The organism is Kitasatospora sp. NPDC007106, assembly GCF_040634455.1.
In the GTDB taxonomy this organism is placed as follows: Bacteria; Actinomycetota; Actinomycetes; order Streptomycetales; family Streptomycetaceae; genus Kitasatospora; species Kitasatospora arboriphila.
The window spans coordinates 16936-41216 of the sequence record NZ_JBEYFP010000007.1 but is presented as its reverse complement, the minus strand read 5'-3'; the positions used below and the strand labels follow the sequence as shown (position 1 = coordinate 41216).

Below are 24281 nucleotides of genomic sequence, written 5' to 3'. Positions count from 1 at the left end.
GCCACGAACCGTCACATACCTTCCGCACAAAGCCGCTTCCCCGGCCGTCGGCCCGAACGCGAGAAGGAACGACACCGATGACCCTTCCCCTCCCCACCCGAAACACCACCCGCCGCCGGGTCATCGCCGCCGGACTCGGCGTGGCCGGCGCGCTGGCCCTGCCCGCCACCGCGTGGGCCTCCGAGACCCGGACGGGCCGCCGCGCGGCGGGCGCGCACCAGGTCAGCGTCATCGTGCGCTGGAACCAGGCCGTGATGGACGCCATCCTCGCCGAGTACAAGCTCGCCGGCACGGTGTTCGGCCCGGCGACCATCAACGCGCGGGCGCTGGCCGTCATCCACAACGCGATATACGACGCCTGGGCCTGCTACGACTCCTGCGCGGTCGGCACCCGGTTCGGCGGCTCGCTGCGCCGCCCGCGCCGCGAGCGCACCCTCGCCAACAAGAGCGAGGCGGTCAGCTACGCGGCGCACCTCGCGATGCGCGACCTCTTCCCGAACCAGGCGGCCGCCGCCGACTCCTTCATGCGCAGCCTCGGCTACGACCCCAACGCCCAGGCCGGCCCGAACACCCCGGCCGGCATCGGCCGCCGCACCGCCCAGGCGGTGCTGGACTTCCGCCACCAGGACGGCGCCAACCAGGGCGGCGGCTACGTCGACACCACCGGCTACACCGCGGTGAACCAGCCGCAGTCGATCGCCGCCTTCGACCCCGCCCTGGTCACCGCGCCCGAGCACTGGACCCCGCTGATCGTCGGCGGCAAGGCGCAGAAGTTCCTCACCCCGCAGTTCTCGGTGATGACGCCGTTCGCGCTGACCCGGCCGGACCAGTTCACCGTGGCGGCCCCGCCGGCCTACCCGTCCACCCGGATGTCGGACGCGATCGAGGAGCTGGTGGACATCAGCGCCGGTCTCACCGACGAGCACAAGGCGATCGCCGAGTTCTGGCTGGACAACGACGTCACCCCGCCCGGCGCGCAGCAGTCCTGGGCCCGGTTCGTGTCGGCCCGCGACGGCTACGGCATCGACGAGGACGCACCGCTGTTCTTCGGCCTCAACATGGCCGAGTGCGACGCCGCGATCGGCTCCTGGGCGGTCAAGCGGCAGTACGACTTCGCCCGCCCCTCCACGCTGGTCCCCTACGACCGCCGCGGTCAGCAGATCCGCGCCTGGGGCGGCCCCGGCCAGGGCACCGTCACCATGGACGGCGTGCACTGGCGGGCGTACGTGGCGGTGCCGGGCTTCCCCGCCACCGTCTCCGGCCACTCGACCTTCTCCGGCGCCGCGGCCGAGTTCCTCCGCCGCTTCACCGGCACCGACTCGTTCGGCGACTCCTACCTGTTCAAGGCCGGCACCTCGACCGTCGAGCCCGGACTGACCCCGGCCGTGGACGTGACGCTGCAGTGGCCCACCTTCACCGCCGCCGCCGAGCAGGCCGGCATCTCCCGGATCTACGGCGGCATGCACTGGAGCTTCGACAACGGTCCCGGCCTGGAGATGGGCCACAAGATCGGCGGCGTTGTGCACCGCAAGGCCATGGACCTCCTCCACGGCTCGCACAACTGACGCCGTCACCACGGGAGCTGACACACCATGACGAACCAGACCGCCAACCGGCCGGCCTCCGCACCCGCCTCGGCCGCCGGGTCGGGCGGGGGCCTCGGCGGCCGCGCCCCGGCCTTCGCCGGCACCCGGGCCACCGTGGCCGGCACGCTCGCCACCATCGTGTCGCTGCTGGTGCTGGCCGTGATCGGCAAGGCGACCGACTCGCTGCTGCTGATCGCGCCGCTCGCCGCGACCGCGATGATCATCTGCGCCAGCCCGGCCCTGCCGCCGGCCCAGCCGCGCAACGTGCTGCTCGGCCAGATGGGCTCCGCGGTGATCGGCTACGCGGCCGCCGCGGTCGCCGGCCACTCGCTGTGGACGGCCTCGGTCGCGGCCGGCCTGTCGGTCGCCCTGATGGGCGTGCTGCGGGCCGTCCACGCCCCGGCCGCCGCCACCGCGGTGCTGGTGGTCGTCCAGCACCCGGCCCCCGCACGGTTCCTGCTGCTGCTCGCAGCGGGCAGCGTCCTGCTGATCCTCGTCGGCCTGCTGGCCTCCCGGATCGGCGCGATCGGCAAGTACCCCACCTACTGGTGGTGACCGCACCCGGCGGACCGGCGGCCCTCGGCCGCCGGTCCGGCCGGCCCAGCGATCCGAAGGGAGTAACGATGGACCGCGAGAGCGTCCTGGTCGACTGCGACTGGGTCCGGACCCACGGCTCCGACGGGGGCGTCGTCCTCGTCGAGATCACCGACGGCGGCCCGAACCCGGGCGGCCGGATACCCGGGGCGGTCAGCCTCGACTGGACGACCGACCTGCAGGACCGCGTCCGCCGCGACCTGATCGGCCCGGAGGCGTTCGCCGCCCTCCTCGGCCGGCACGGCATCGGCCCGGACGACACCGTCGTGTTCTACAGCGGCAACAGCAACTGGTGGGCCGCGGCCGGCTACTGGCAGTTCCGGCTGCACGGCCACCGCGAACTGCGGCTGCTGGACGGCGGCCGCGCCCGCTGGGAGGCGCTCGGCGGCGACCTGACCGTCGAGGCCCCCGTCCGGACGCCGGTGGAGTACCCCGTCCGGACGCTCGACGCGTCGCTGCGCGCCCACCGGGACACCGTCCTCGGCGGCATCGGCGCGATCAACCTGGTGGACTGCCGCTCGCTGGAGGAGTACCTCGGCCAGCGCACCGCCCCGCCCGGCGTCCCGGACGACCAGGGCGTGCGACCCGGCCACGCCGAGTCCGCGCAGCACATCCCGTGGAGCGCGACCGTCCGCCCGGACGGCACCTTCCGCGACGCGGAGGAGCTGGAGGCGCTCTACAGCCAGCTCGACAAGGACGCGCCGACCGTCGTCTACTGCCGGATCGGCTGGCGGTCCGCGCACAGCTGGTTCGTGCTGAGCGAGCTGCTCGGACGCCCCGGCGTCGCCAACTACGACGGCGCCTGGCGGGAGTTCGGCTCCCTGATGGGTGCCCCGATCGTCTCCGGGCCGCTGCCCTGGGGCGTCGTCCGCACCTCGGAGGTGGCCCGTGCCTGACGTGACGGTGATGCGCGACGTACTGCGCAACGGCTTCGACCAGACCGACCTGCCCTGGGTCCCGTGGACCGAACCCGGCCGCGTGGGCGTCGAGTTCGTCGTCCTGTGGGGCCCGGACGCGGAGCGGGGCGAGGACTCCGCGGCCCTGCTGCTGCGCTTCCCGCCCGGCGCGCACGGCGACTTCCACGAGCACCTCGGCCACGAGCTGATGCTCGTCCTCGACGGGGTCCTCGACCACAGCGACGGCCGCCGCTTCGTCCGCGGCGACCTCGTCGTGGAGGAGCCCGGCACCCGGCACCAGATGTCCAGCGCCGAGGGCTGCACGGTGCTCGCCGTCCGGGCCCGCCCGGCCTCGGCCCGCACACCCGAGGCGGACGAGATCACCACCGGGGTCGGCGCCGGCGCCTGACCCGTCGTCCGCACCGCTGCCGGGTACCGGAGCCGCGCCCACCACGGCGCCCCGGTACCCGGCCGCCGCACGACGGGCGCCCGCCACCCGCGGCCGCGCCCGTACCCGCCCGGCACAGCCCCGTCGCCACCCGAGGAGTAGCCATGTCGCCCACCCGAACCCTGACGCCGTACCCGCTGCGCCCCGCCGCTGCCGCGCCGGAGCCCGCCGAGAGCCGCCGCGTGCTGCTCACCACCGGGTCCTCCGACGCGCACACCTGGAACCTCGTGTACCTGCAGCTGCTGCTGGAGGAGAACGGCCACTCGGTGCTCAACCTGGGTCCGTGCGTGCCGGAGCAGCTGCTCGTCGACACCGCGCAGCTGACCCGCCCCGACCTGGTGGTGTTCAGCTCCGTCAACGGCCACGGCCACCTGGACGGCCTGCGGGCAGCCCGGGCGCTGCGCGCCGAGCGCAGCACCGGCGACATCCCGCTGGTGATCGGCGGTCTGCTGGGCATCTCGCCGGAGGGCGCCGAGCAGCGCACCGCCGAGCTGCTGGCGGCCGGTTTCGACCAGGTGCACAGCGACGGCACCAAGCCCGACGTGCTGCTGTCGTACCTGGCCCAGCTGCCCGCCACCTGTACCGAGCGGGCCGCCGCGTGACCCGCTCACCCGCCTCCCCACCGGACCTCGGCGCCTACGTCCGCGCCGCCGCCGGCGCCGGCGAGCTCGTCGTCCAGCCCCGCATGGGCATGGCCGTCCCCAGCGAGATGGCGGCCGGCCTGACCGCGGTGGCCGGGCTCTCGGAGCGCACCGTCGGCACCATCACCCTCGACAGCTACACCCGGGTCGGCGACCACAGCGCCGCCGTCGCGGCCGTGCGGGCCGGCAAGCCGCTGAACGGCTTCCCGCTGGTCGGGCACGGCCCCCGGATCACCGCCAAGGTCGCCGCCGCGGCCGGCCGGCACACGCCGGTGCAGGTGCGGCACGGCTCCGCCGACCCGCGGGCGATCTTCCGCACGATGGCCGCCGCGGGCCTGGGCACCAGTGAGGGCGGCCCGGTCTCGTACTGCCTGCCGTACGGGCGCACGCCACTCGCCGAGTCGGTCGCCGCCTGGCGGGAAGCCACCCGCTTCCTCGCCGAGGAGAGCCGCGCCAACGGGATCCGCGCGCACCTGGAGTCCTTCGGCGGCTGTCTGCTCGGGCAGCTCTGCCCGCCGTCGCTGCTGGTCGCGATGTCGGTGCTGGAGTGCCTGTTCTTCGCCCAGAACGGCATGACCAGCGTCTCGCTCAGCTACGCGCAGCAGACCAGCCCGCAGCAGGACGTCGAGGCGCTCGCCGCCCTCCGCCTGCTCGCCGAGGAGCTGCTGCCGCCGACCGTCGACCGGCACGTCGTCCTCTACACGTACATGGGCGTCTTCCCGCGGAGCGTGGCCGGGGCGGGCCTGCTGCTCAAGCGCAGCGCCGACCTCGCCGTCCGCGGCGGTGCGGAGCGCCTCATCGTCAAGACCGAGACCGAGGCGCACCGGATCCCGACGGTGGCCGAGAACCTGACCGCGCTGCGGGCCGCCGCCGCGCAGGCCCGGCGCACCCGCCGTGAGCTGGCCGACGCCCCGCGCGAGGGCTCCGGCGAGGCCGGCGAGGTGCTGCTGGAGGCGCGGGCGCTGATCACCGCGGTGCTGTCGCTCTCCGACGACGTCGGCACCGCGCTGCTGCGGGCCTTCCACCGCGGTGTCCTGGACATCCCGTACTGCCTGCACCCGGACAACCGGGGTGCGGCCCGCGGCACGATCGGCGACGACGGGCGGCTGCGCTGGTCGGAGGTCGGCGCGATGCCGCTGCTGGCCACCGTCGGCCGGTCCGGTGCGATGACCTCGAACCGGCTGTCGCTGATGCTGCGCCGGGTCGCCGAGCAGCACGACCGGGAGGCCGCCCGCGAGGCGCCGGAGCCGGTGGCCGCGCCGGCCGCGCCCGAGCCGCTGCGGATCGGGCTGATCGGCGGCGGGCCGCGCGGCCTGTCGATCCTGGAGCGGCTGGTCGCCCGGTGCGCCGAGCGGCCTCCGGCCCGGCCGGTGGAGGTCACCGCGGTGGACCCGTACTGCATCGGGGCCGGGCGGATCTGGCGGCCGGAGCAGTCGCCGTGGTTCCTGATGAACACCCCGGCGCGCGAGGTCACGATGTTCTCGGGGCCGTCCGACGGCGGCCCGGCGAGACCGGGCGCCGGCCCGACGCTCGCCGAGTGGTGGGCCGTCGCCGATCCGGAGAACGCCGACCCGGAGGGCTACGCGCCGCGCGTCGTCTACGGCCGGTACCTGCGCTTCGTGCTGGGCCTGGTGCTGGACGCCCGGGTGCCGGGGCTGACGATCCGTCCGGTGAAGGCCAGGGCGCTGACCACCGACCGCGGCCCGGCCGGGGGCGGCACGGGCGAGCCGGTGCACCGGGTCCGGCTGGACCGCGGGGACGTGATCACCGTGGACCGGCTGGTGCTGGCCTCCGGCCACCCCACCAACGAGCTGGACGAGCAGCAGCGCGAGTGGCTGAACTTCGCCGAGGAGCACCCGCCGCTGCGGTACGTGGTCGGCGACTCGGCCGCCGAGATGCCGCTGGACGCCGTACCGCCGGGCGCCACCGTCGGTGTCCTGGGCATGGGGCTGACCTTCTACGACGTGGTCTCGGCGCTGACGCTGGGCCGCGGCGGCCGGTTCCTGCCCGCGGAGGGCGGCGGCCTGCGCTACCTGCCGAGCGGGCGGGAGCCGAGGATCGTGCCGGCCTCCCGCAGCGGCATTCCGCTGCTGACCCGCGGCCGGAACCAGAAGACCGCCGAGTTCCGGTACCGGGCACGGCTGTTCACCCCGGAGCGGATGGCCGCGCTGCGGGCCGCCGGGCCGCTGGACTTCCAGTCCCAGGTGCTGCCGTGGCTGCTCGCGGAGATGAACATCGTGCTGCTCGGCACCCGGCTGCGGCACGCCGTCGGGCCGGATGCCGAGCGGGAGTTCGGCGAGGCGGCGGCGGCCGTCCACCGGGAGGAGCCGCCGAGCCCGGCCGCGCTGGCCGTGCTGGCGGAGGGCTTCGGGCCGGCCGGCGAGCCGCTGGACGCGCTGTGGCGCCTGGCCCGGCCGTTCGCCGGACGCCGGTTCGCCTCCCCCGCGGAGTACCGGCAGGAGCTGGCCGACTGGCTGCGCGAGGACCTCGCGGACGCCGTCCTGGGCAACTACGAGGGCCCGGTGAAGGCCGCGAGCGACGTGCTGCGCGACGTCCGGGCGACCATCCGCTCGGTGGTGGACTTCGGCGGGCTGACCCCGGACTCGCACCGCCGCTTCCTGGCGGACTTCAACCCGGTCGCGGCGGTGATCTCCACCGGCCCGCCGGCGCAGCGCTCGGAGCAGTTCCTGGCGCTGCTGGCGGCGGGGGTGCTGGAGCCGGTCGGTCCGGCGGCCCGCTTCCGGGCCGACCGCGACCTGGGCTGCTTCACCGTCGAGTCCGGCCAGGTGGAGGACTCCCGGGTGCGGCTGGACGCGCTGGTCGACGCCCGGGTGCCGAGCACCGACCTGCGCTCGGACCGCGACCCGTTGATCCGCGGCCTGCTCGCCGACGGGGTGATCCGCACCTTCGTCAACTCCTGGGCGGGCGGCGCGTTCGACACCGGAGGCCTGGCCACCACCGACAGCCCCTTCCACCCGGTGCGGGCGGACGGCGGGATCGAGCGGACGATGTTCGTCCTCGGCATCCCGAGCGAGCACACCCGCTGGTTCACCCAGGTCGGCAGCGGCCGGCCGGGCCCGTGGGGCGCCTTCACCCGGGACGCCGACGCGATCGCCGAGGCCCTGCTGGCGGAGGCGGCGCCGCAGGCCCGGCAGACCGCCGCCGAGCCCGCCGGGACGCTGGCCGGGCGGGCCGCCCGGTGAGCGGGCGCCCCGCGGCGTGGTGGACGCACCGCCGGACGGCCGCGCACGAGGAGTACCGGGCCGCCCGCGACCTGCTGCTGGCGCTGCGCGGTGACCGGGCGGCGGCCTGCGCCGCCTTCCGGCCGCCGCGCGCGGCGGAGTTCAACTGGGCGCTGGAGTGGTTCGACGTGGTGGCCGCGGACAATCCGCGGCCGGCGCTGCGGCTGCTCTCCCCGCCGGACGCCGAGGGCCGCACGTCCGTGGCCGAGGAGCTGTCCTTCGCCGAGCTGTCGGCCCGCTCGGACACCCTGGCGGCGGCGCTGGCCGGCCTCGGGGTGCGCCGGGGCGACCGCGTCCTGCTGCTGCTCGGCACCCGCGCCGAGCTGTGGGAGAGCCTGCTCGGCTGTCTGAAGCTGGGCGCGGTGGTGGTGCCCTCGTACCAGGACGTGACCCGGGAGGAGGCAGCGGACCGGATCGGGCGCGGCCGGATCCGGCACGTGCTCTGCTCCGCGGAGGCGGCCGCGCTGCTGGACGGCCTGCCGGTGCCGGGGCTGCGGATCGCGCTCACCGACCGCCCGGCGGACGGCTGGACGCGCTACCCGGACACCCGCTCCGCACCGGTGCCGTTCCTGCCGGACGGGCCGACGCGCTCCGCCGATCCGGCGTTCTGCTACTTCACCTCGGGCACCACCTCGCTGCCGAAGCTGGTCGAGCACACCCACGCCAGCTATCCGGTCGGGCACCTGTCGAGCCTGTACTGGAACGGGCTGCGGCCGGGCGACCGGCACCTCAACCTGTCCGCCCCGGGCTGGGCGAAGCACTCCTGGAGCAGCTTCTTCGTCCCGTGGACGGCCGAGGCCGTGGTGCTGGCGCCGCCGGACGGCGGCCTGCCGCCCGAGGTGCTGCCCGGGGTGCTGGCCGACCACGGCGCGGACAGCTTCTGCGCCCCGCCGAGCGCCTGGCGGGCGATGCTGCCGCACCTGCACCGCACCCGCTCGGCCGTGCGGCTGCGCGAGGCCACCGCGGCGGGCGAGCAGCTGACCGCGGAGGTGTCGGCGGCGGTGGCCGCGGCCTGGCAGGTGCAGGTGCGGGACGGCTACGGGCAGACCGAGGCCACCGCGCTGATCGGCCGCACCCCGGACGACCCGGCGCCGATCTCGCCGCTGGGGCACCCGCTGCCCGGCTGGACGGTGGTGCTGCGCGACCCGGCGACCGGTGCCCGGGGCGAGGCGGGCGAGGTCTGCCTCGACCTCGCCGAGCGCCCGGCCGGTCTGATGGCCGGCTACGCGGACGACCCGGAGCGCACCGCCGCCGCGCTGGCCGACGGCCTGTACCGGACGGGCGACGTCGGCGAGCGCTGCGCGGACGGCTCGATCCGGCTGCTCGGCCGGCTGGACGAGGTGTTCAAGTCGTTCGGGCACCGGGTGTCGCCGGTGGAGATCGAGGCGGTGCTCCGCGGGCACCCGGAGGTCGCGGACGCGGCCGTGGTGCCGCGTCCCGATCCGGCCGGCGGGCTGGTGCCGTACGCGGTGGTGACGACCCGTCACGAGCCGCCGCACGGGGCCGGGGCCGCCCGGCTGCGCGGCGAGCTGCTGGCGCGGGCGGCGGAGCGACTGGCGCCCGTGTTCGTGCCGCGCGGGCTGGAGTTCGCGGCCGAGCTGCCGCGGACCCGGTCGGGCAAGGTGCGCCGCGCGGAGCTGGCCGCGCGGTTCGCGGACGGCTGACCGGGATGCCCCGGTCGGCCGTCCGCGGCTTCCGGCCGCCGGTGCGCGGTGCGCCCGGCGGCCGGCCCGGTTCAGCAGTCGGGCAGCGGCAGGTGCTCCTCGCGTTCGGCGGTGGCGAGCAGCGCCTCGGCGACGGCCCGGGCGCGGGGTGCGGCGTCGGTGGTGCGTTCGCGGAGCGCGGCGACGATCGCGCCGTCGCCCAGCAGGGCGAGCTGTCCGGCCAGGGTGCGGTGGCCGCGGTACCCGGCGGCGGCGAGCAGGCCGTCGAGGTACTCGATGACCTTCTCCTTGTGCTCGGCGGCGACCCGGTGCGCGGGGCTGGCCGGGTCGGCCTCCTCGACCATGGTGTTGATGAACGCGCAGCCGCGGAAGTCGGCCGCGGCGAAGCGCTCGGCGAGTCCGTCGAAGAGTGCGAGCGCGAGGTCGTCGGTGCCGCGCGGGCTGGCTTCGACGGTGTCGGTCAGCCAGCTCCGCCAGGCGGCGTCGCGGCGCCGGAGCACCTCGACGACCAGGTCGTCCTTGCTCGGGAAGTGCCGGTAGAAGGACGCGCGGCCGACGCCGGACTCGCTCAGGATCCGTTCGACCCCGACCGCGCGGATGCCCTCCTCGTAGAACAGCCGCTCAGCGGCGGTGAGGAGTCGTTCTCTCGCATTGCTCGGCATCCGCAAACGGTACCACTCGGTTCTGATTTTTCGATGGGCGTTGACGAAAGTCGGTACCGATCGGTACCGTCCTAGCTGTTTGGTACCGATCGGTTCCATCTCCGCCGCAACCGAGGAGACGCCATGTCCCGTCTGCCCCTGCTCACCACCGAGACCGCCAACGAGGAGCAGCGCGAGCTGCTGGAGAGCACGCTCAAGCAGCTCGGCAAGGTCCCGAACCTGTACGCGGCGCTCGCCAACGGCCCGGCCGCCCTGCGCGGCTACCTGGCGATGCGCGAGGCCCTGGTCGGCGGCACCTTCAGCACCAAGCAGCGCGAGCAGCTCGCCCTGTTCATCGCCCAGCGCAACAGCTGCACCTACTGCGTCTCCGCGCACACCATGCGCGGCGGCAAGGTCGGCCTGAGCCAGGAGCAGCTGCTCGACACCCGCCGCGGCACCGACACCGACCCGCACATGGACCAGGTGCTCAAGCTGACCGGCGAGGTCATGGCGAGCGGCGGCCGGGTCTCCGACACCGTGCTGGCCGAGGCCCGCGCGGCCGGCGTCACCGACGCGGAGATCGCCGAGATCGTCGGCCACGTCGCGCTGAACGTGCTGTCCAACTTCTTCAACCACGTCGCCGAGCCGGAGCTCGACTTCCCGCTGGTCGACGCCCACGACCTGGCCTGACGGCCGCGGCGGTCGCGGGGCGCCGGAGCCAGCACTCCGGCGCCCCCGCCGCCCGCCGGCGGCCGCCTCCACCACCACACCGGCACCACACGGGCGGCATGCGGGAGCAGCAGCAGTGGACATCGACGTCAAGACCCTGAGAACGTTCTGCGAGGTCATCAGAACCGGCTCGTTCACCAGCGCCGCCCACCGACTGGGCTACTCCCAGTCGAGCGTGACGGCCCAGATGCGCGCCCTGGAGCGGCAGGTCGGCGCTCCGGTCTTCCACCGGCTGCCCAACGGGGTGCGGCTCACCCCCGCGGGCTCCACCCTCCGCGGCTACGCCGGCCAACTGCTCACCCTGGTGGGCGAGATGGAGGAGGCCCTGCGCGGCCCCTCGGCCACCGCACCGCGGCTGCGGGTCGGCCTGGTGCCGGCCCTGGCGTACGGCGAACAACTCGCCAGGATCGCCCAGTTCGGCCGCCGCATGCTGCCCGGCGTGCAGCTCGCGCTGCGGGTGATGGGCACCGCGGAGATCCACGCGGCCCTGCGGGCCGGCGGCCTGGACGGCGCGATCCTGCTGACCGGGCGCGAGCACCGCCCGGCGCCGGCCGCGCCCGTCCCGGTCCTCAGCGGGGCTCCGGGCCGGGCGGCCGACCGGGCCCGCACCGCGGTGCTCGCCGAGCGCGCCTCGGCCGTCCGCGAGCGGCCCGAGGCGCCGACCGAGATCCCCGTCCAGGACCTGGAGTTCACCCCCAGCACCAGCGCCGGGGCGCGACCGCCGCTCGCCTGCCACCAGGTCGTGGTCGCCGACCCGGACTGCCCCTCGCAGCGCTGGCTGCCGGAGTTCCTCCGGCTGCGCGGCGGCGAGCCGCCGGAGAGCCTCGAACTCGGCTCGATGGACGGGGTGCACGCCACCGTGACGGCCGGGCTCGGCTGCGCGATGCTGCCCACCGGCCTGGCCGCCCAGCCGTACGGCGCGGGCCTGGCGCCGATCCCCGGCGTGCCGCGGATGCAGTGGACGGTCTCCCTGCTGGCCTCCCGCACCAAGGAGTTCCGCGAGGGCCACCGCCAGGGGCTGGCGGACGCGATCCGGCTGGCGCTGACCTGCCCGGCCTGATCGGACCGGAGCCGTACGGGCCGCGGCGCGCGGCCCGGCGGCCGCCGGTCGGCCCTGCGGCGGCAGGTCGTGGCGGTGCACCTCGTGCACCGTGTACGACACGCCGGGCACTCCGACGCCGAGGGCCCGCATCCGCTCCGCGAAACGGTTCGTCGACCCCGCGGAGTCCCGCAGGTCGACGACCCGGACGCCGTCGCCGGTCACGGCCGCGACGTGGGCCGGGCAGCCGGCGAAGATGCCGTCCTCCCGGGCGGGCCGCGCGTGGAACTCCTCGTACTGTCCGGTGGTCGCCCCGGGCAGGTCGACCTCCACGAGAACCACCGTCGGCCTCCTCGGTCCGGCGTCGCCGCGGCCGCCGCGGCAGGGTGCGCCCTCCCGATCCCGGGCCGGCCGCGGGTGCCGCAAGCAGGGCCGTCCGGCCCTGTCGGCGGCCGCGGGCGGCCGGGGAGAATGCGGTGGCCCCTCCACGGCGGACGGGCCGGGGAAGGAGAGGTGCCATGCTCGACGGCACGGTACGGACGGGTGCCGGGGGTCCGGTACGGGTCTTCCTGCTCGACGACCACGAAGTGGTGCGCCGGGGTGTGCAGGACCTCCTCGACTCCGACCCCGGGCTGACCGTCGTGGGGGAGGCCGCCACCGCAGAGCAGGCGCTCGCCCGCGTCCCGGCGCTGCGCCCGGACGTGGCCGTCCTCGACGTCCGCCTGCCGGACGGCGACGGCGTCACCGTCTGCCGGGAGCTGCGCTCCCGGATGCCTGAGCTGGCCTGCCTGATGCTGACCAGCTTCGACGACGAGGAGGCGCTGCTCGACGCCATCATGGCCGGCGCCTCGGGGTACGTGCTGAAGCAGATCTCCGGCACCGACCTGGTCTCCGCCGTGCGCACGGTGGCCGCCGGGCAGTCGCTGCTCGACCCGGGCGCGACCGGCCGGCTGATGGCCCGGCTGCGCCGCCGGGCGGACGCCCCGCAGCCGTCCCCGCTGCCGGCGCTCACCGAACGCGAGACGCAGATCCTCCAGCTGGTCGGCGAGGGGCTGACCAACCGGCAGATCGGCGAGCGGCTCTACCTGGCCGAGAAGACCGTCAAGAACCACGTCTCGCGGCTGCTGGCCAAGCTGGGCGTGGAACGCCGGGTGCAGGCCGCCGTCCTGGCCACCCAGGTGGCCTCCGACCGGACGCACGACCGCCACTGACCTTCCCCCGCGGGGCCCGACGGGGCTCCCGCCCCCATGGGTTCGCATACGCAACATGGGGTCGGACGGCGGAGCCGAACGTCACCGCGCCGGGGACGGTGGGCCCGGGGCCGCGGGGTCCAACGGCCCTGGGACACCGGACCGGCCGCGGCGGAGCATGGAGCGCCGCCGGCCGGAGCGCACCCGGATGCCCCTGCACCCGCTTGCCACACCTCCGAACCGCCGTGCGGCGGTCAAGGGTTCGGCGAGCGAGCGAAGGAGAGCGTCCGGTGGCTGCCATCGAGGCGACGGAGGGGACGGCCGGCGGGCCCGCCCGCGGGCGGCAGCGCCCGGGGGCCCGGCTGGTGCGGTGGCTGACGACCACCGACCACAAGGCGATCGGCACGCTGTACCTGTGGTCCGCGTTCGGCTTCTTCCTGGTCGGCGGCGTGCTCGCCCTCGTCATGCGGGCCGAACTGGCGAGGCCCGGGACGCAGTTGCTCTCCAACGAGCAGTTCAACCAGGCGTTCACCATGCACGGCTCGATCATGCTGCTGCTGTTCGCGATGCCGCTGTTCACCGGCTTCGCCAACTGGATCATGCCGCTGCAGATCGGCGCCCCGGACGTCGCCTTCCCCCGGCTCAACATGCTGTCGTACTGGCTGTTCATGTTCGGCTCGCTGATAGCCGCGGCCGGTTTCGCCACCCCGCAGGGCGCCGCCGACTTCGGCTGGTTCCTCTACGCGCCGCTCTCCGACGCGGTGCACTCCCCCGGCGTCGGCGCCGACATGTGGATCATGGGTGTCACGCTGTCCGGCTTCGGCAGCATCCTCGGCGCGGTCAACTTCATCACCACCATCATCTGCATGCGCGCCCCCGGCATGACGATGTTCCGGATGTCGATCTTCTGCTGGAACGTGCTGCTCACCGCCGTCCTGGTGCTGATCGTCTTCCCGGTGCTCGCGGCGGCCCTGCTCGCCCTGGAGTGCGACCGCAAGTTCGGCTCGCACGTCTTCGACCCGGCCAACGGCGGCGCCATGCTGTGGCAGCACCTGTTCTGGTTCTTCGGGCATCCCGAGGTCTACATCCTGGCGCTGCCGTTCTTCGGCATCGTCTCGGAGGTCGTCCCGGTCTTCAGCCGCAAGCCGATGTTCGGCTACTCCGGCCTGATCGCGGCCACCGTGGCGATCGCCGGCCTGTCGGTCACCGTCTGGGCGCACCACATGTACGTCACCGGCCAGGTGCTGCTGCCGTTCTTCTCCTTCATGACCTTCCTGATCGCGGTGCCGACCGGTGTGAAGTTCTTCAACTGGGTCGGCACCATGTGGAAGGGCTCGCTCAGCTTCGAGACCCCCATGCTCTGGACGACCGGCTTCCTGGTCACCTTCCTCTTCGGCGGCCTCACCGGCGTGCTGCTGGCCGCCCCGCCGATCGACTTCCACGTCTCCGACTCGTACTTCGTCGTCGCCCACTTCCACTACACGCTGTTCGGCACGGTGGTGTACGCGATGTTCGCCGGATTCCACTTCTGGTGGCCGAAGATGACCGGCAAGATGCTCGACGAACGGCTCGGGAAGATCACCTTCTGGACGCTGACGGTGGGCTTCCACAGCACCTTCCTCGTCCAGCACTGGCTGGGTGCCGAGGGCATGCCCCGCCGCTACGCCGACTATCTGGCCTCGGACGGCTTCACCACGCTGAACACCGTCTCCACCGTGGGCTCGTTCCTGCTCGGCCTGTCGATCCTGCCGTTCCTCTACAACGTCTGGAAGACCGCCAAGTACGGCGAGAAGGTCACCGAGGACGACCCGTGGGGCTGGGGCCGCTCGCTGGAGTGGACGACCTCCTGCCCGCCGCCGCGGCACAACTTCACCGCACTGCCCCGGATCCGCTCCGAATCCCCGGCCTTCGACCTGCACCACCCCGACATCGCCGCCCGCGACCACCTGGAGCACCACGGCAGGCCGGCCGAGCACCTCGCCGGTGTCGCCCCGGCGGCGTACGACACACCGGTCGGCCGGCGCCACCGCCAGGACGACTGACCCGAAGTCCCCGTCCCCGCCCCGTCCTCCCCCGTCGGGGCGGGGGCGGCCCCACCGCCGTCCCCGTACGAACAAGGAGCAGCCGTGAGCCACATCGTCCCGGCCATCGGCGCGGCCGCCCTCGCGGCGGCCGGCAACGTCTGGTGGCTGCCCGCCCTGGCCGACCTGCGGGCCGGCGACGACCGGCCGCGCTCCGCCCGCCCGGCCGCGCTCGGCTGCCTGACCTGGTGGCTCGGCACCGCGCTCACCGCCGTGCTCTGGCTCACCCCGGCACCCGGGCTGCTCGGGCTCGCCGTGCTCGCTCCGGCCGCGGTCGCGGGCGGCGCCCTGTGGTTCGCCGGGTGCGTCCGGCGGGAGGCCGAACTGCGCGAGGCGGAGCGGACCTGGGCGGCCGTCGCACCGGCGGCCGTCCCCCGGCAGACCCGGAAGGGCGGGCCCCGGATCGGCCGGACGAGCCCGTGACCGGGTCGTTCGGCCCTTTCGGAGGGCAGGGGCGCGGAGTTGGGTAAGGACAGGGGTGCGTTCAGTCGTCCGACACCAGTGGCAGGAGGAGCGGTCCACATGACCGAGGCGATCACTGTTCAGGCCTTCGACGGCGTCCCGCGCGAGGTCCTCGACGAGGCCCGCGGCCGGATCGCGGCCGCCGCGGACTGCGCCAACGCGCTCGTCGAGTCGCTGCGGGTCCGGCTGACCCCCGCCGGGCTGGCGCAGGTCAACGCCGAGGTCGACGGCCGGCGGATCCGGGTGCAGGAGACCGCGCGCGGCCTCGGCGAGGCGTTGGACCGGCTGGCCGAGGGCCTGCGCCGCCGGATCACCGCCGTCACCGGCACCTGGACGCCGCGGGCCTGGCCGCAGCCGTCCCGGCCGCCGCTGCCGCCGATCCCGCCCGCGGCCGGCCCGCAGGTCATCGCCCGCGTCAAGTCGCCGTCGCTGGTGTGGTGTTCGCCGGACGCCGCGGCCCGCACCCTGGACGCGATGGACTACCGGATCCACCTGTTCACCGACCCGGCCACCGAGACCGACGCCGTCGTCTACCGGGTCGGCCCGACCGGCTACCGGCTGGCCAGGACGATCGCCGCCGCCCCGCCGCGCGGCTGCACGGCACCGCTGACCGTCAGCCCGCACGGCGCGCCCGCGCTCGACGACCGGCAGGCCGCGGAGCGGCTGGCCGGCGCCGAACTGCCCTTCCTGTTCTACGCCCACCCCGGCGACGGCCGCGGCCGGGTGCTCTACCGGCGGTTCGACGGCCGGCTCGGCCTGATCACCGGCTCCTCCTGAGCCCCCGCCGGGCGGCTCACCGCGTGCCGATCACGACGGTGGCGTCCATCTCCCCGCAGACGGCGGTCCGGGCGGTCAGCCCGGCCGCCGTGCAGGCCGCCAGGGTGGTGGGGGCCTGCCGCTCGCTGGTCTCCACCAGCAGGTGCCCGCCGGGCGCGAGCCATCGCGGCGCGTCCGCGATCACCCGCCGCTGCACGTCCAGGCCGTCCGCGCCGCCGTCCAGGGCGACCCGCGGCTCGTGCTCGCGGGCCTCCGCGGGCAGCAGCCCGATCGCCGTGGTCGGCACGTACGGCGCATTGGCGAGCAGCACGTCGACCCGGCCGAGCAGGCCGGTCGGCAGCGGCTCGTAGAGGTCGCCGAGATGGACGGTGCCGCCGACCGCGGCGGCGTTGCGGCGGGCGCAGCGGACGGCCGCCGGGTCGACGTCCGCGGCGTGCAGTTCGGCCCCGGGGCCGACGGCGGCGGCGAGCGCCACCCCCAGGGCTCCGACGCCGCAGCACAGGTCGAGCACCACCGCGGAGGGGCCGGCCAGCAGCGCCGCCTGCCGGACGAGGAACTCGGTGCGCCGCCGCGGGACGAACAGCCCCGGGTCGACGGCGATCCGCAGGCCGCAGAACTCCGCCCAGCCGAGCACGTGCTCCAGCGGCCGGCCGGCGGCCCGGGCGGCCACCATCGTGTCGAGTTCGGCCGCCGAGCGGGCGGTGGCGAGGATCAGCTCCGCCTCGTCCTCGGCGAAGACACAGCCGGCGGCGCGCAGCCGCACCACCACGGGCGGGAATTCGGGGAGCGAGCGGAGGAGGTCGGAAGAACCGGTACTGCGGGAGGAATGAGAGGACAACGGGAGCCTTTCGGGAACCGCCGAGGGGCGCTCCCGCGACCGCTACCGCGGTCGTGCCGTCCGGCCGTACGAGGAGAGCACCCAGCCTGCACCTGCGTCGATGGGTCCCACCTCCTCGATCCGTCCCTTGCTGGAGTGCCGCCACCCTACCCGAGGCGGGCCGTTCGCGACCGTCCTTCCGTGCGTCCGGCCGGGTCCTGTCACCGTGTCAGGGGCGTCCGTCGCCGGCCCCGCCGCCGAAGCGGGCCGGGCAGCCGGCCAGTTGCTCGTCGGTGACCTTGGCGAAGAGGACGGGCGGGACGGTGAAGCCGGTGCCCGCGGGCAGCAGGTCGAGGGAGCGGGCCTCCTCGGGGCCGATCCAGCGCCGGGTCCGGGCGGCGGAGCCCTCCGGCGCGGCGAAGCAGTCCCGCACCGTCCGGCAGGCGGCCGGCACGAACGGTTCGGAGACGACCGCGCAGAGGTGGATCACGTTCATCGCGGTGCGCAGGGTGCGCCCGCGCGCAGAACTCCGCGACCGGCAGGCCCGCCTCCTGGGCCGCCAGCTCGGCCGGGGTGCCGTGCTCGTCGGTGGCGCAGATGTACAGCACCTCGTGCCCGCGCTGGCGCAGGTACCGGGCGCAGACGTCCGCCGGGAGCATCGACCCGGCCATGTTGCCCAGGTGCTTGATCCCGTTGATGTACGGAAGCGCGCTGGTGATCAACTGCCGAGTCATCCCGGGCTGCTCCCGTCGGGGTGCGGATGCCGGTGCGGTCGCTCCTCCGGCCACCGTACGCGGCACGGGCACCCGGTGCACGGCGCCGTCCCGGCGCTGCGGGCGGGACTGCCCTAGGGTCGGGGAGGACCGCCGTCCGACCGCCGTCCGACCGCCGAGAGACAGGCCCGCCGTGCCGACCGCACCCGTGATCCGCATCGACGTCCCCGGCTCCTTCCCGTGGGGCGTCTTCCACGAACGGCACCCCGAGCTCGTCCGGCAGGTGCTGGCGGCACGGCCGTACGGGCCTGCCGAACGGGCCGCGGTCGAAGCGCTGCTCGCCGAGAGCACCGACGGCCTGCTGGAGCCGCCCGGCCCCGCCCTCCACGACCGCGAGGCGTGGCTCGCCCGGGGCGTGGGGCTCTGGGGCCGGCCGTGGAGCGAGGCGCCCTTCCTGTGGGCGGAGAGCTGGTTCCACCGGCGACTGCTCGACGCCACCGGGTACTTCCGGCCCGGGCCCTGGCACGGCATCGACCCCTACGCGCCCTTCAAGGACGCCGAACTGGCCGGCGAGGCCGTGGACGGCGAACTCGCCGCCCTCGACGCGCTCGCCGACCTGCCCGAGGAGGAACGCACCCGGGCCCTGCTCTCCTCCGCCCTCTGGGGCAACCGCGCCGACCTCAGCTTCCGGATGGCCGCCGGGACGGAGGGCGCGGCCGTCCCCGACCCGGTCGCCGACGACAGCGAACCGCTGCTGGCCGCACTGGCCCGGGCCCGGGGCGGCACGGTCTGCCTGATCGCCGACAACGCCGCCCGGGAACTGCTGCCCGACCTCGTCCTGATCGACCACCTGCTGGCCGCGGACGCGGCCACCCGGGTCGTGCTGCACGTGAAGCCGCAGCCGTACTTCGTCTCCGACGCCACCATGGCGGACGTCCTCGCCGCGGTAGGCCGCCTCCGTGCGGCGGACGGGGCCGCGGCCCGGGCGGTCGGCGAGCGCCTCTGGCGGGCCGTGGAGCGCGGCACCCTGCGGGTGGCGGCCCACCCGTTCTCCTGCGCGCCGCTGCCCTACCGGGACATGCCGGCCGACCTGCGCGCCGAACTCTCCGGCGCCGCCCTGACCGTCCTCAAGGGCGACCTCAACTACCGCCGTCTGGTGGACGACCGCCACTGGCCGCCGACCACGCCCTTCGCCGATGTGGCGGGCCACTTCCCCTCCCCCGTCGCCGCCCTGCGCACCCTCAAGTCCGACGTGGTGACGGGCCTGTCGCAGGCCACCGTCACCCGTCTCGACACCACCGCCCCTGCCTGGCGCACCGCAGGCACCCACGCCCTCGTCCAACTCCATCTCCGCGCCTAGGAGTTACTTCAGAGGCCACTCGGGAGGTCGGTTCAGGGGCACTGGGGGCACCTGGTGGTGCACCCGTCACCGTCGAGGCATCGCCCTGGCCGGTCGCGGCTGCCGCGCCGCTCGCGCTCCGCATGGCGGCACGGACCAGGGCCGCGCCCCGCCGGGTGGCCGCCTCGCCGGTGCCGACCGCGACCTGTCTGGCGCCGAGTCCGGCGCAGGCGCGGCAGATCCCGGGCCGCGGCACCGGGTCGTGGCACCTGTCGCACTCCGCGTACCGGGCGACCGCGGGCGGCCGGGCCTCCGGCACCGGGGGCATCTTGCGGGTGAGGCGGTGCCGCAGCACGCCGAACGCCGAGTGGATCGTGGCGGGCAGGCACTGGAGCAGCGCCAGGGAGAGGTCGGCGGGACTGCTGCCCCGTTCCAGCCAGCCGGCGACCAGCGGCGCCAGCCGTAGGGCCTCGGCCCGGCCGAGGCGGAGCCGGGGCTCCGGCCGGATCACCCGGAACAGCACCGACACGGCCTCGTCCGTGCGGTCGTCCGACCGCACGACGGCCCGCCTGCGGGTCGTCGGCCCGGGCTCCGCCAGTACAGGCTCGACCTCTGTCGGCGAAGGCCCGGACTCCGCCGGTGCGGGCTCGGCCTCGACCGGCCCCTCCTCCGCCGGTTCCGGTTCCAACGGCGGGACAGGGAGGGTGGGTTCTTTTTCCAGGTTCTTTAAAGGAGTGCCAGGTCCACCGCTGTCCGGCCGACCGGACTCCGGAACATCGGCAGCCGGTGCGACCTGCTGCGGCATGTCGTAGACGTGGACCGTGCTGTACCACCTGCCGTCCGCGCCCTGGTGCTTGACGACCCAGTAGTAGCCCGCCGCGACCAGCTCGCGGAGCGCCTTGGCAACGGCGCTCCGGCCCTCCACGCAGCTGTCGGCCATGCTCCGGCCGTCCTCGCGCCAGCCGTCCTTCCGCGAGAGGAGGTCATTGAGCAGCCCGCGCGCGGCATAACTCAGCCGCCGGTTCTGCAGGGTGACATTCGGCAATACCGTGAAGTTCACTGCCGGTTCGGTACGATGGATGTGCATGGGGAGTGCTCGCTCCTGGTGCCGGGCCCCGGGGTGTTGCCGCACCGCCGGGGTCATCTCTGCCGGTTCGCACGGAACCTAACACACGCACCGTCACACAATCGACACGGTCCGTGTCGCTCGCATGCGAGCACCATTCGATCAACTCCGGTGCCCCGGTGCTCAGCACCCGGGCCCGCGCCGCCCTACCGGCGGAAGCGCGACCGCAGCTGCTTGTAGATCTCGTAGCAGGCGAGTGCCATCAGGAGGCCCCCGAGCAGGGCCCAGAGCGCGGAGCCGCCGTGGCGCCACCGGGACAGGCCGTCGCCCAGCAGGGCCACGGACAGGGCCAACTGGCAGTACGGCATGGCCTTGTCCAGCGGACCGCCGTCCCTGAACGGGTTCTCCAACGCGCCCTCCTCGTCTCAGGGCCCGCACTGTACGCCTCACGGGCGACGCGCCGGACAGCGGATCCGCGAACAGCGGTGGAAGGTCTTGCTGCCGCAGTAGCCCTGCACGGGGCGGGCCGGAGCCTAGGTGTCCTGGTCACCCGGATCGCCCCACCGCGCCCACAGGGTGTGGTGCCAGTCGTCGGCGTCCGGGCCGGGGGGCGACACAACCGGCACCGGGCCGGGGCCCGTCTCGACGAGGTGCAGCAACGTCCACGCGACGCCGTAACAGTCGTCCGGGCCGAAGCACGCCGCCAACGCCGCCGCCTCTTCGGCCGTCACCGGCGCGGAGACGGCTCGCAGCTGCGCGCAGCGCCTGTCGATCTCCTCCGCTGTGGAGTTCCCGTCGGGAAGCGGACCGTCCGCGGTGAAGACCTGCACCTCGGGGCGGACCCGAGAACGTTCAGCTCCCACGGCCGGTCCGGGCGATGTTCTGACGGAGTCTCATCGGCCGGCCGGGTGCGTTCCGACGCGCGCTCCGGACCGCCGCCCGTTGACGTGGTCCCGCAGTTCGACGACCGTGGTGGCCACGCCGAGGAGCAGGGTCACCGCCGCCAGCGGCCGCCACCAGGCGTGACCGGCGAAGACCTCGGCGCTCAAGCCGGCGAGGCAGATCACTCTCCACAGCACGTTCCGGCACGTGCGTATCCGGGCCTTCATACCCGCCCCTCCCGGTGGCCGTCGGCCGGACTGTACCGCGCGGACTCAGACCTGTTGCACGGCCCCCGGAGAGCCCCGGACAAAGCAGAAACCCCAGGTCATCAACCTGGGGTTTCCTCATGGAGCGGGCGACGAGAATCGAACTCGCGCTCTAAGCTTGGGAAGCTCATGTTCTACCATTAAACTACGCCCGCATCTGACGGCCCGTCATGGGTCGCCCGATCAAGCACCACTGTACCCCATCCGCGGAGCGGCACGGGGCATGGCGTGAACGCGCCGCCGGCCCGGTGCGAGGGGGTCTCCGAGGGGCGTACTGTGTGGGCCGTTCCGGCCGCGCGGGGCGGCGAGCCGCCCCGGGTGATGTCCGGAACATCCCCTAATGTGACGCTGGCGTCCGCGGCGCAGTCCTTCGCCCGGGCCCGCCGCACGGACCGGACGGGCCGGGCAGGCCGGGCGGGCCGCGCCGGGGGCGCGAGGCGGACGGGGACCACGGGGAAGTATGGGAAGGGGATCGATGGAGCAGCGCACCGTCGTTCGTTGTGCCGAGGGGCACCTGTTCAGCACGGCCACGTTCCCGATGCAGAATCTCGGCACCGCCCGGCTCGGCCCGGGCAGACTCATCCGCTGTCCGCAGTGCGGACGCCTGCGGAGTTCGGTGCCGGCCGACGTGAGCGAGCTGTCCGGGGCGCAACTGGCACGCGCGATGCGGCTGGAGGCCGTGGAGTTCCTCGCCTGACGGTGTTCGGGCACGGCCGCGGGGCCCCGGACGACAGGTACCTGATTCGTCCGTGGCCCCGCGTTGCCTTTAACCTCGACTGCGTGCTGCTCTCTGACAAGGACATCCGGACCGAAATCGACAAGGGCCGGGTCGTGATCGACCCGTTCGACCCCAAGATGGTCCAGCCCTCCAGCATCGACGTCCGGCTGGACCGCTTCTTCCGGGTGTTCGAGAACCACCGCTACCCGCACATCGATCCCTCCGAGGAGCAGCCGGACCTGACCCGGCTGGTCGAGCCGGAGGGCGACGAGGCGTTCATCCTGCACCCGGGCGAGTTCGTGCTGGCCTCGACGTTCGAGGTGATCACGCTGCCGGACGACGTCGCCTCGCGACTGGAGGGCAAGTCCAGCCTGGGCCGCCTCGGCCTGCTGACGCACTCCACGGCCGGCTTCATCGACCCCGGTTTCAGCGGCCACGTCACGCTGGAGCTGTCGAACGTCGCCACCCTGCCGATCAAGCTGTACCCGGGGATGAAGATCGGCCAGCTGTGCCTGTTCCGGCTGTCCTCGCCGGCCGAGCACCCCTACGGCTCGGAGCGGTACGGCTCGCGCTACCAGGGCCAGCGCGGCCCGACGCCGTCCCGCTCGTACCTGAACTTCCACCGCACCGAGGTCTGACCCGCCCGGGTCCGGCACCGCCCTCCTCCGCCCCTGCCGGGGCCGCGGAGGAGGGCCCGGGGAGCGCAACGGCAGTGGGCCGCCGATCGGTGATCGGCGGCCCACTGCCGCGTCCGCGGAGACCGCGGGAGGCGCGGTTACTTCTTCTCGGCCAGGCAGAGCACGAACTTGTCGCTGAGCAGCTGCTGGGCCAGGCCCGCGGTGGAGCCCTCGACGTTGCTGCAGGCGTTCGGGTCGAAGGAGTTGTCGACGACCGAGATCACCTTGTAGTTGGCGTCGGCGCTGCCGCAGTCGACGGTGTCGACCTTGGGGTCGTTGTCGCTGCCGGTGACCTTGACGCACTCGCCGGCCTTGGCGTGCACGGGCTTGTCGGCGGCGGCGTAGCCGATGCCGAAGCTGATGCCGAGCTTGACCGCGACGATCAGCACCAGGGTGCCGACACCGACGAGGATCTTCTTGATCGGGCTCTTCTTCGGAGCGAGCACCGCCGCCTGGGCGGCCTGGGCGTACCCGTCGGGCACCTGGCCCGGGGCGGGCTGGCCGTAGGCGGGCGCCGGCTGGCCCGGGGCGGGCTGGCCGTAGCCCTGGGCGGGACCGAAGCCGCCCTGCGCGGACGGGTCGGTGGGGAGGCCCTGGGGCGGCTGCGGGGTCGTCATGGTGTTCCTCGGCTGGGGACGGGTGCTGAATGCACGCGAACGCTACCGAGAGCGACCCCGCCCCGCGCCGAACAATTCGAACAATTGCCGCATAGGCGCACGCTGCGTTATGGATCTGCAACGGAGCACCGCCCCGGGCCGGGAACCTCCGCGGGCCGTCGCGAGTTAGGCGCGCTTCGGCCGGGTGACGGCGACCAGCTCGCTGCCGTCCTCGGAGAGGGTCAGCTCGGTGCGCAGCTCGGCGAGCTCGCCGAGGTGGTGCAGGTGGGTGCCGCCGCAGAAGATCCGGGCCGGACCCTGCGGGAGCTCGCAGTGCCACTGCCGGCGGGCGGTCAGCTCCGGCCCGGGCACGTCGATGCCGATCGTGGCGTCGGCGGCGACCCAGGCGGCGAGCTGGACGTTGACGGCCTCGGTGAGGGCGGGGATCGCGTCCGCGAGCGCCGGGAAGTCCTCGCCGGCCTCGGTGGTGAAGCCCTTCTTCCGCAGCGACTTGCCGAGCCGGTAGGTGTCGGTGCTGGCCTCGGTGTCCATCACGGAGGTGGCCATCGCGAGGCTGTCGAAGTCGGGGTTGCCGAAGGCGTCGCTGCGGCCCGGGTCCTTGCGCCAGCGCGGCGCGAGGGCGGCGTTGAGGGCGAGCGCGAGCAGGTGGCAGCCGCTGTGCGAGGCGGAGAGCAGCGCACGGCGCCCGGCGTCGACGGCGAGTTCGGCGCTCGCCCCGATCGCGTCGGCGGGCTCCTGCTCGACCACGTGCAGCACCAGCCAGGACCACTCCTCGTCGCCCCGGCGGACGGGGATGTCCGCACCGACCAGCAGCTCGCCGCCGTCCGGGCCGACCGCACCGGTCAGGCAGTCCACCACCGGGTGCGCCACCCCGCCGACGGTGAGCGTGCCGAGGTCGGCGGGCTGGTCGGGCCAGGTGTGGTCGAGCGGGTGGAACGGCGTCGCCTCGGTGACGACGGCGTACCGGCCGCCGTCCAGCGGGTGCACGGCCAGCACCGGCGAGGTGCCGGTCACCGCACCGGACGGGAAGCTGACGTGGGTGGTGGCGAGGGTCATGAGGGTGCTCCGGGTACTGCGTGGGGCAGACGGACAGACTGTCCACCCTATCGCCGCGGCCCGGTGCGCCTGCCCGTCCCGGCAGCGGGCGTCCGGCGGCGGGAAGCGCCGGCGGCATCAGGCGGCGGACCGGACACGGC

Annotated in this window: 25 protein-coding genes, 1 tRNA gene and 1 pseudogene; 16 read left to right on the top strand and 11 right to left on the bottom strand. The window is 74.6% G+C overall.

The features are described from left to right. Positions 1-77 precede the first annotated feature (77 nt). The 7 genes from ABZ641_RS01855 (at position 78) to ABZ641_RS01825 (ending at position 9071) form a co-directional block, all read left to right on the top strand. Positions 78-1565 (top strand): vanadium-dependent haloperoxidase, encoded by a 1488-nt coding sequence (locus ABZ641_RS01855; RefSeq protein ID WP_344624561.1) that lies wholly within the window; start codon positions 78-80, stop codon positions 1563-1565. 27 nt (positions 1566-1592) lie between these two features. Further along, on the top strand, positions 1593-2141 hold the full coding sequence (locus tag ABZ641_RS01850) for an HPP family protein (protein WP_344624562.1): 549 nt from the start codon (positions 1593-1595) through the stop codon (positions 2139-2141). A gap of 68 nt (positions 2142-2209) precedes the next feature. Next, the gene (locus ABZ641_RS01845; protein ID WP_344624563.1) at positions 2210-3076 is read left to right on the top strand and encodes a sulfurtransferase; all 867 of its coding nucleotides are present in this window, start codon (positions 2210-2212) and stop codon (positions 3074-3076) included. Continuing rightward, entirely contained in the window at positions 3069-3485 is a 417-nt protein-coding gene (locus ABZ641_RS01840; protein ID WP_344624564.1) for a cupin domain-containing protein, read from the top strand. Before ABZ641_RS01845 ends, ABZ641_RS01840 begins: the two co-directional genes overlap by 8 nt. A 143-nt stretch (positions 3486-3628) precedes the next feature. Next, positions 3629-4126, top strand: coding sequence for a cobalamin-dependent protein (locus ABZ641_RS01835; RefSeq protein WP_344624565.1), 498 nt, complete (start codon positions 3629-3631; stop codon positions 4124-4126). Beyond that, on the top strand, positions 4123-7368 hold the full coding sequence (locus ABZ641_RS01830) for an FAD/NAD(P)-binding protein (protein WP_359978409.1): 3246 nt from the start codon (positions 4123-4125) through the stop codon (positions 7366-7368). Before ABZ641_RS01835 ends, ABZ641_RS01830 begins: the two co-directional genes overlap by 4 nt. Continuing rightward, the gene (locus ABZ641_RS01825; protein WP_359978406.1) at positions 7365-9071 is read left to right on the top strand and encodes an AMP-binding protein; all 1707 of its coding nucleotides are present in this window, start codon (positions 7365-7367) and stop codon (positions 9069-9071) included. Before ABZ641_RS01830 ends, ABZ641_RS01825 begins: the two co-directional genes overlap by 4 nt. A 71-nt stretch (positions 9072-9142) precedes the next feature. Here the strand turns inward: ABZ641_RS01825 and ABZ641_RS01820 are convergent, their stop codons facing one another. Continuing rightward, on the bottom strand, positions 9143-9733 hold the full coding sequence (locus tag ABZ641_RS01820) for a helix-turn-helix domain-containing protein (protein ID WP_344624568.1): 591 nt from the start codon (positions 9731-9733) through the stop codon (positions 9143-9145). Between the two features lie 123 nt (positions 9734-9856). Here ABZ641_RS01820 and ABZ641_RS01815 point away from each other — a divergent pair, with 123 nt between their 5' ends. The 6 genes from ABZ641_RS01815 (at position 9857) to ABZ641_RS01790 (ending at position 15990) form a co-directional block, all read left to right on the top strand. Next, positions 9857-10402, top strand: coding sequence for a carboxymuconolactone decarboxylase family protein (locus tag ABZ641_RS01815; RefSeq protein ID WP_030273068.1), 546 nt, complete (start codon positions 9857-9859; stop codon positions 10400-10402). A gap of 115 nt (positions 10403-10517) precedes the next feature. Further along, the gene (locus ABZ641_RS01810; RefSeq protein ID WP_359978402.1) at positions 10518-11501 is read left to right on the top strand and encodes a LysR family transcriptional regulator; all 984 of its coding nucleotides are present in this window, start codon (positions 10518-10520) and stop codon (positions 11499-11501) included. A gap of 497 nt (positions 11502-11998) precedes the next feature. Then, the gene (locus ABZ641_RS01805; RefSeq protein WP_344624570.1) at positions 11999-12691 is read left to right on the top strand and encodes a response regulator transcription factor; all 693 of its coding nucleotides are present in this window, start codon (positions 11999-12001) and stop codon (positions 12689-12691) included. 344 nt (positions 12692-13035) lie between these two features. Next, positions 13036-14712, top strand: a complete 1677-nt coding sequence (gene ctaD / locus ABZ641_RS01800; RefSeq protein ID WP_344624606.1) for a cytochrome c oxidase subunit I — start codon at positions 13036-13038, stop codon at positions 14710-14712. An 84-nt stretch (positions 14713-14796) separates the two neighbouring features. Then, positions 14797-15174, top strand: a complete 378-nt coding sequence (locus ABZ641_RS01795) for a hypothetical protein (protein ID WP_359978399.1) — start codon at positions 14797-14799, stop codon at positions 15172-15174. A 99-nt stretch (positions 15175-15273) separates the two neighbouring features. Next, positions 15274-15990, top strand: coding sequence for a sigma 54 modulation/S30EA ribosomal C-terminal domain-containing protein (locus ABZ641_RS01790; protein ID WP_344624572.1), 717 nt, complete (start codon positions 15274-15276; stop codon positions 15988-15990). A gap of 16 nt (positions 15991-16006) precedes the next feature. Here the strand turns inward: ABZ641_RS01790 and ABZ641_RS01785 are convergent, their stop codons facing one another. The 3 genes and pseudogenes from ABZ641_RS01785 to ABZ641_RS01775 all read right to left on the bottom strand — a co-directional run. Next, on the bottom strand, positions 16007-16759 hold the full coding sequence (locus tag ABZ641_RS01785; protein WP_359978396.1) for a putative protein N(5)-glutamine methyltransferase: 753 nt from the start codon (positions 16757-16759) through the stop codon (positions 16007-16009). Between the two features lie 277 nt (positions 16760-17036). After that, positions 17037-17303 carry a hypothetical protein gene (locus tag ABZ641_RS01780; RefSeq protein ID WP_359978394.1) on the bottom strand — a complete coding sequence of 89 codons (267 nt, stop codon included), beginning with the start codon at positions 17301-17303 and terminating at the stop codon, positions 17037-17039. A gap of 13 nt (positions 17304-17316) precedes the next feature. Continuing rightward, positions 17317-17541, bottom strand: a pseudogene (locus tag ABZ641_RS01775) (class I tRNA ligase family protein); the annotation flags it as partial. A 172-nt stretch (positions 17542-17713) separates the two neighbouring features. On the opposite strand from ABZ641_RS01775, the gene ABZ641_RS01770 reads away from it, so the two are divergent. Further along, positions 17714-18880: a damage-control phosphatase ARMT1 family protein gene (locus ABZ641_RS01770; RefSeq protein ID WP_359978391.1), complete on the top strand. Its 1167-nt coding sequence runs from the start codon at positions 17714-17716 to the stop codon at positions 18878-18880. On the opposite strand, the gene ABZ641_RS01765 is transcribed toward ABZ641_RS01770, so the two are convergent. The 5 genes from ABZ641_RS01765 to ABZ641_RS01745 form a co-directional block, all read right to left on the bottom strand. After that, positions 18801-19799, bottom strand: coding sequence for a hypothetical protein (locus tag ABZ641_RS01765; protein WP_359978388.1), 999 nt, complete (start codon positions 19797-19799; stop codon positions 18801-18803). The two genes, ABZ641_RS01770 and ABZ641_RS01765, sit on opposite strands and share 80 nt — an antisense overlap. A 332-nt stretch (positions 19800-20131) precedes the next feature. After that, positions 20132-20335, bottom strand: a complete 204-nt coding sequence (locus tag ABZ641_RS01760) for a hypothetical protein (RefSeq protein WP_359978385.1) — start codon at positions 20333-20335, stop codon at positions 20132-20134. A 123-nt stretch (positions 20336-20458) separates the two neighbouring features. Continuing rightward, on the bottom strand, positions 20459-20788 hold the full coding sequence (locus tag ABZ641_RS01755) for a hypothetical protein (protein WP_359978382.1): 330 nt from the start codon (positions 20786-20788) through the stop codon (positions 20459-20461). 30 nt (positions 20789-20818) lie between these two features. After that, positions 20819-20974 carry a hypothetical protein gene (locus ABZ641_RS01750; RefSeq protein WP_344624578.1) on the bottom strand — a complete coding sequence of 52 codons (156 nt, stop codon included), beginning with the start codon at positions 20972-20974 and terminating at the stop codon, positions 20819-20821. Positions 20975-21154: 180 nt separating this feature from the next. Beyond that, positions 21155-21228: transfer RNA gene (locus ABZ641_RS01745), tRNA-Gly, on the bottom strand. A 320-nt stretch (positions 21229-21548) separates the two neighbouring features. Here ABZ641_RS01745 and ABZ641_RS01740 point away from each other — a divergent pair. Both ABZ641_RS01740 and dcd read left to right on the top strand, forming a co-directional pair. Next, positions 21549-21770 (top strand): hypothetical protein, encoded by a 222-nt coding sequence (locus ABZ641_RS01740; RefSeq protein ID WP_344624585.1) that lies wholly within the window; start codon positions 21549-21551, stop codon positions 21768-21770. A gap of 83 nt (positions 21771-21853) precedes the next feature. After that, positions 21854-22429, top strand: a complete 576-nt coding sequence (gene dcd / locus ABZ641_RS01735; protein WP_344624586.1) for a dCTP deaminase — start codon at positions 21854-21856, stop codon at positions 22427-22429. A 137-nt stretch (positions 22430-22566) separates the two neighbouring features. Here dcd and ABZ641_RS01730 read toward each other — a convergent pair whose 3' ends face one another. Then, positions 22567-23085 carry a hypothetical protein gene (locus ABZ641_RS01730; RefSeq protein ID WP_344624587.1) on the bottom strand — a complete coding sequence of 173 codons (519 nt, stop codon included), beginning with the start codon at positions 23083-23085 and terminating at the stop codon, positions 22567-22569. Between the two features lie 165 nt (positions 23086-23250). After that, entirely contained in the window at positions 23251-24141 is an 891-nt protein-coding gene (locus ABZ641_RS01725; protein WP_359978378.1) for a metal-dependent hydrolase, read from the bottom strand. Positions 24142-24281 lie beyond the last annotated feature (140 nt).

Excerpts from the sequence above, each read along its gene's own strand:
- ABZ641_RS01855 (WP_344624561.1), top strand. The coding sequence starts at position 78 with ATGACCCTTCCCCTCCCCACCCGAAACACCACCCGCCGCCGGGTCATC.
- ABZ641_RS01850 (WP_344624562.1), top strand. The coding sequence starts at position 1,593 with ATGACGAACCAGACCGCCAACCGGCCGGCCTCCGCACCCGCCTCGGCC.
- ABZ641_RS01845 (WP_344624563.1), top strand. The coding sequence starts at position 2,210 with ATGGACCGCGAGAGCGTCCTGGTCGACTGCGACTGGGTCCGGACCCAC.
- ABZ641_RS01835 (WP_344624565.1), top strand. The coding sequence starts at position 3,629 with ATGTCGCCCACCCGAACCCTGACGCCGTACCCGCTGCGCCCCGCCGCT.
- ABZ641_RS01820 (WP_344624568.1), bottom strand. The coding sequence starts at position 9,733 with ATGCCGAGCAATGCGAGAGAACGACTCCTCACCGCCGCTGAGCGGCTG.
- ABZ641_RS01815 (WP_030273068.1), top strand. The coding sequence starts at position 9,857 with ATGTCCCGTCTGCCCCTGCTCACCACCGAGACCGCCAACGAGGAGCAG.
- ABZ641_RS01805 (WP_344624570.1), top strand. The coding sequence starts at position 11,999 with ATGCTCGACGGCACGGTACGGACGGGTGCCGGGGGTCCGGTACGGGTC.
- ABZ641_RS01790 (WP_344624572.1), top strand. The coding sequence starts at position 15,274 with ATGACCGAGGCGATCACTGTTCAGGCCTTCGACGGCGTCCCGCGCGAG.
- ABZ641_RS01780 (WP_359978394.1), bottom strand. The coding sequence starts at position 17,303 with ATGAACGTGATCCACCTCTGCGCGGTCGTCTCCGAACCGTTCGTGCCG.
- ABZ641_RS01765 (WP_359978388.1), bottom strand. The coding sequence starts at position 19,799 with ATGGCCGACAGCTGCGTGGAGGGCCGGAGCGCCGTTGCCAAGGCGCTC.
- ABZ641_RS01740 (WP_344624585.1), top strand. The coding sequence starts at position 21,549 with ATGGAGCAGCGCACCGTCGTTCGTTGTGCCGAGGGGCACCTGTTCAGC.
- ABZ641_RS01730 (WP_344624587.1), bottom strand. The coding sequence starts at position 23,085 with ATGACGACCCCGCAGCCGCCCCAGGGCCTCCCCACCGACCCGTCCGCG.
- ABZ641_RS01725 (WP_359978378.1), bottom strand. The coding sequence starts at position 24,141 with ATGACCCTCGCCACCACCCACGTCAGCTTCCCGTCCGGTGCGGTGACC.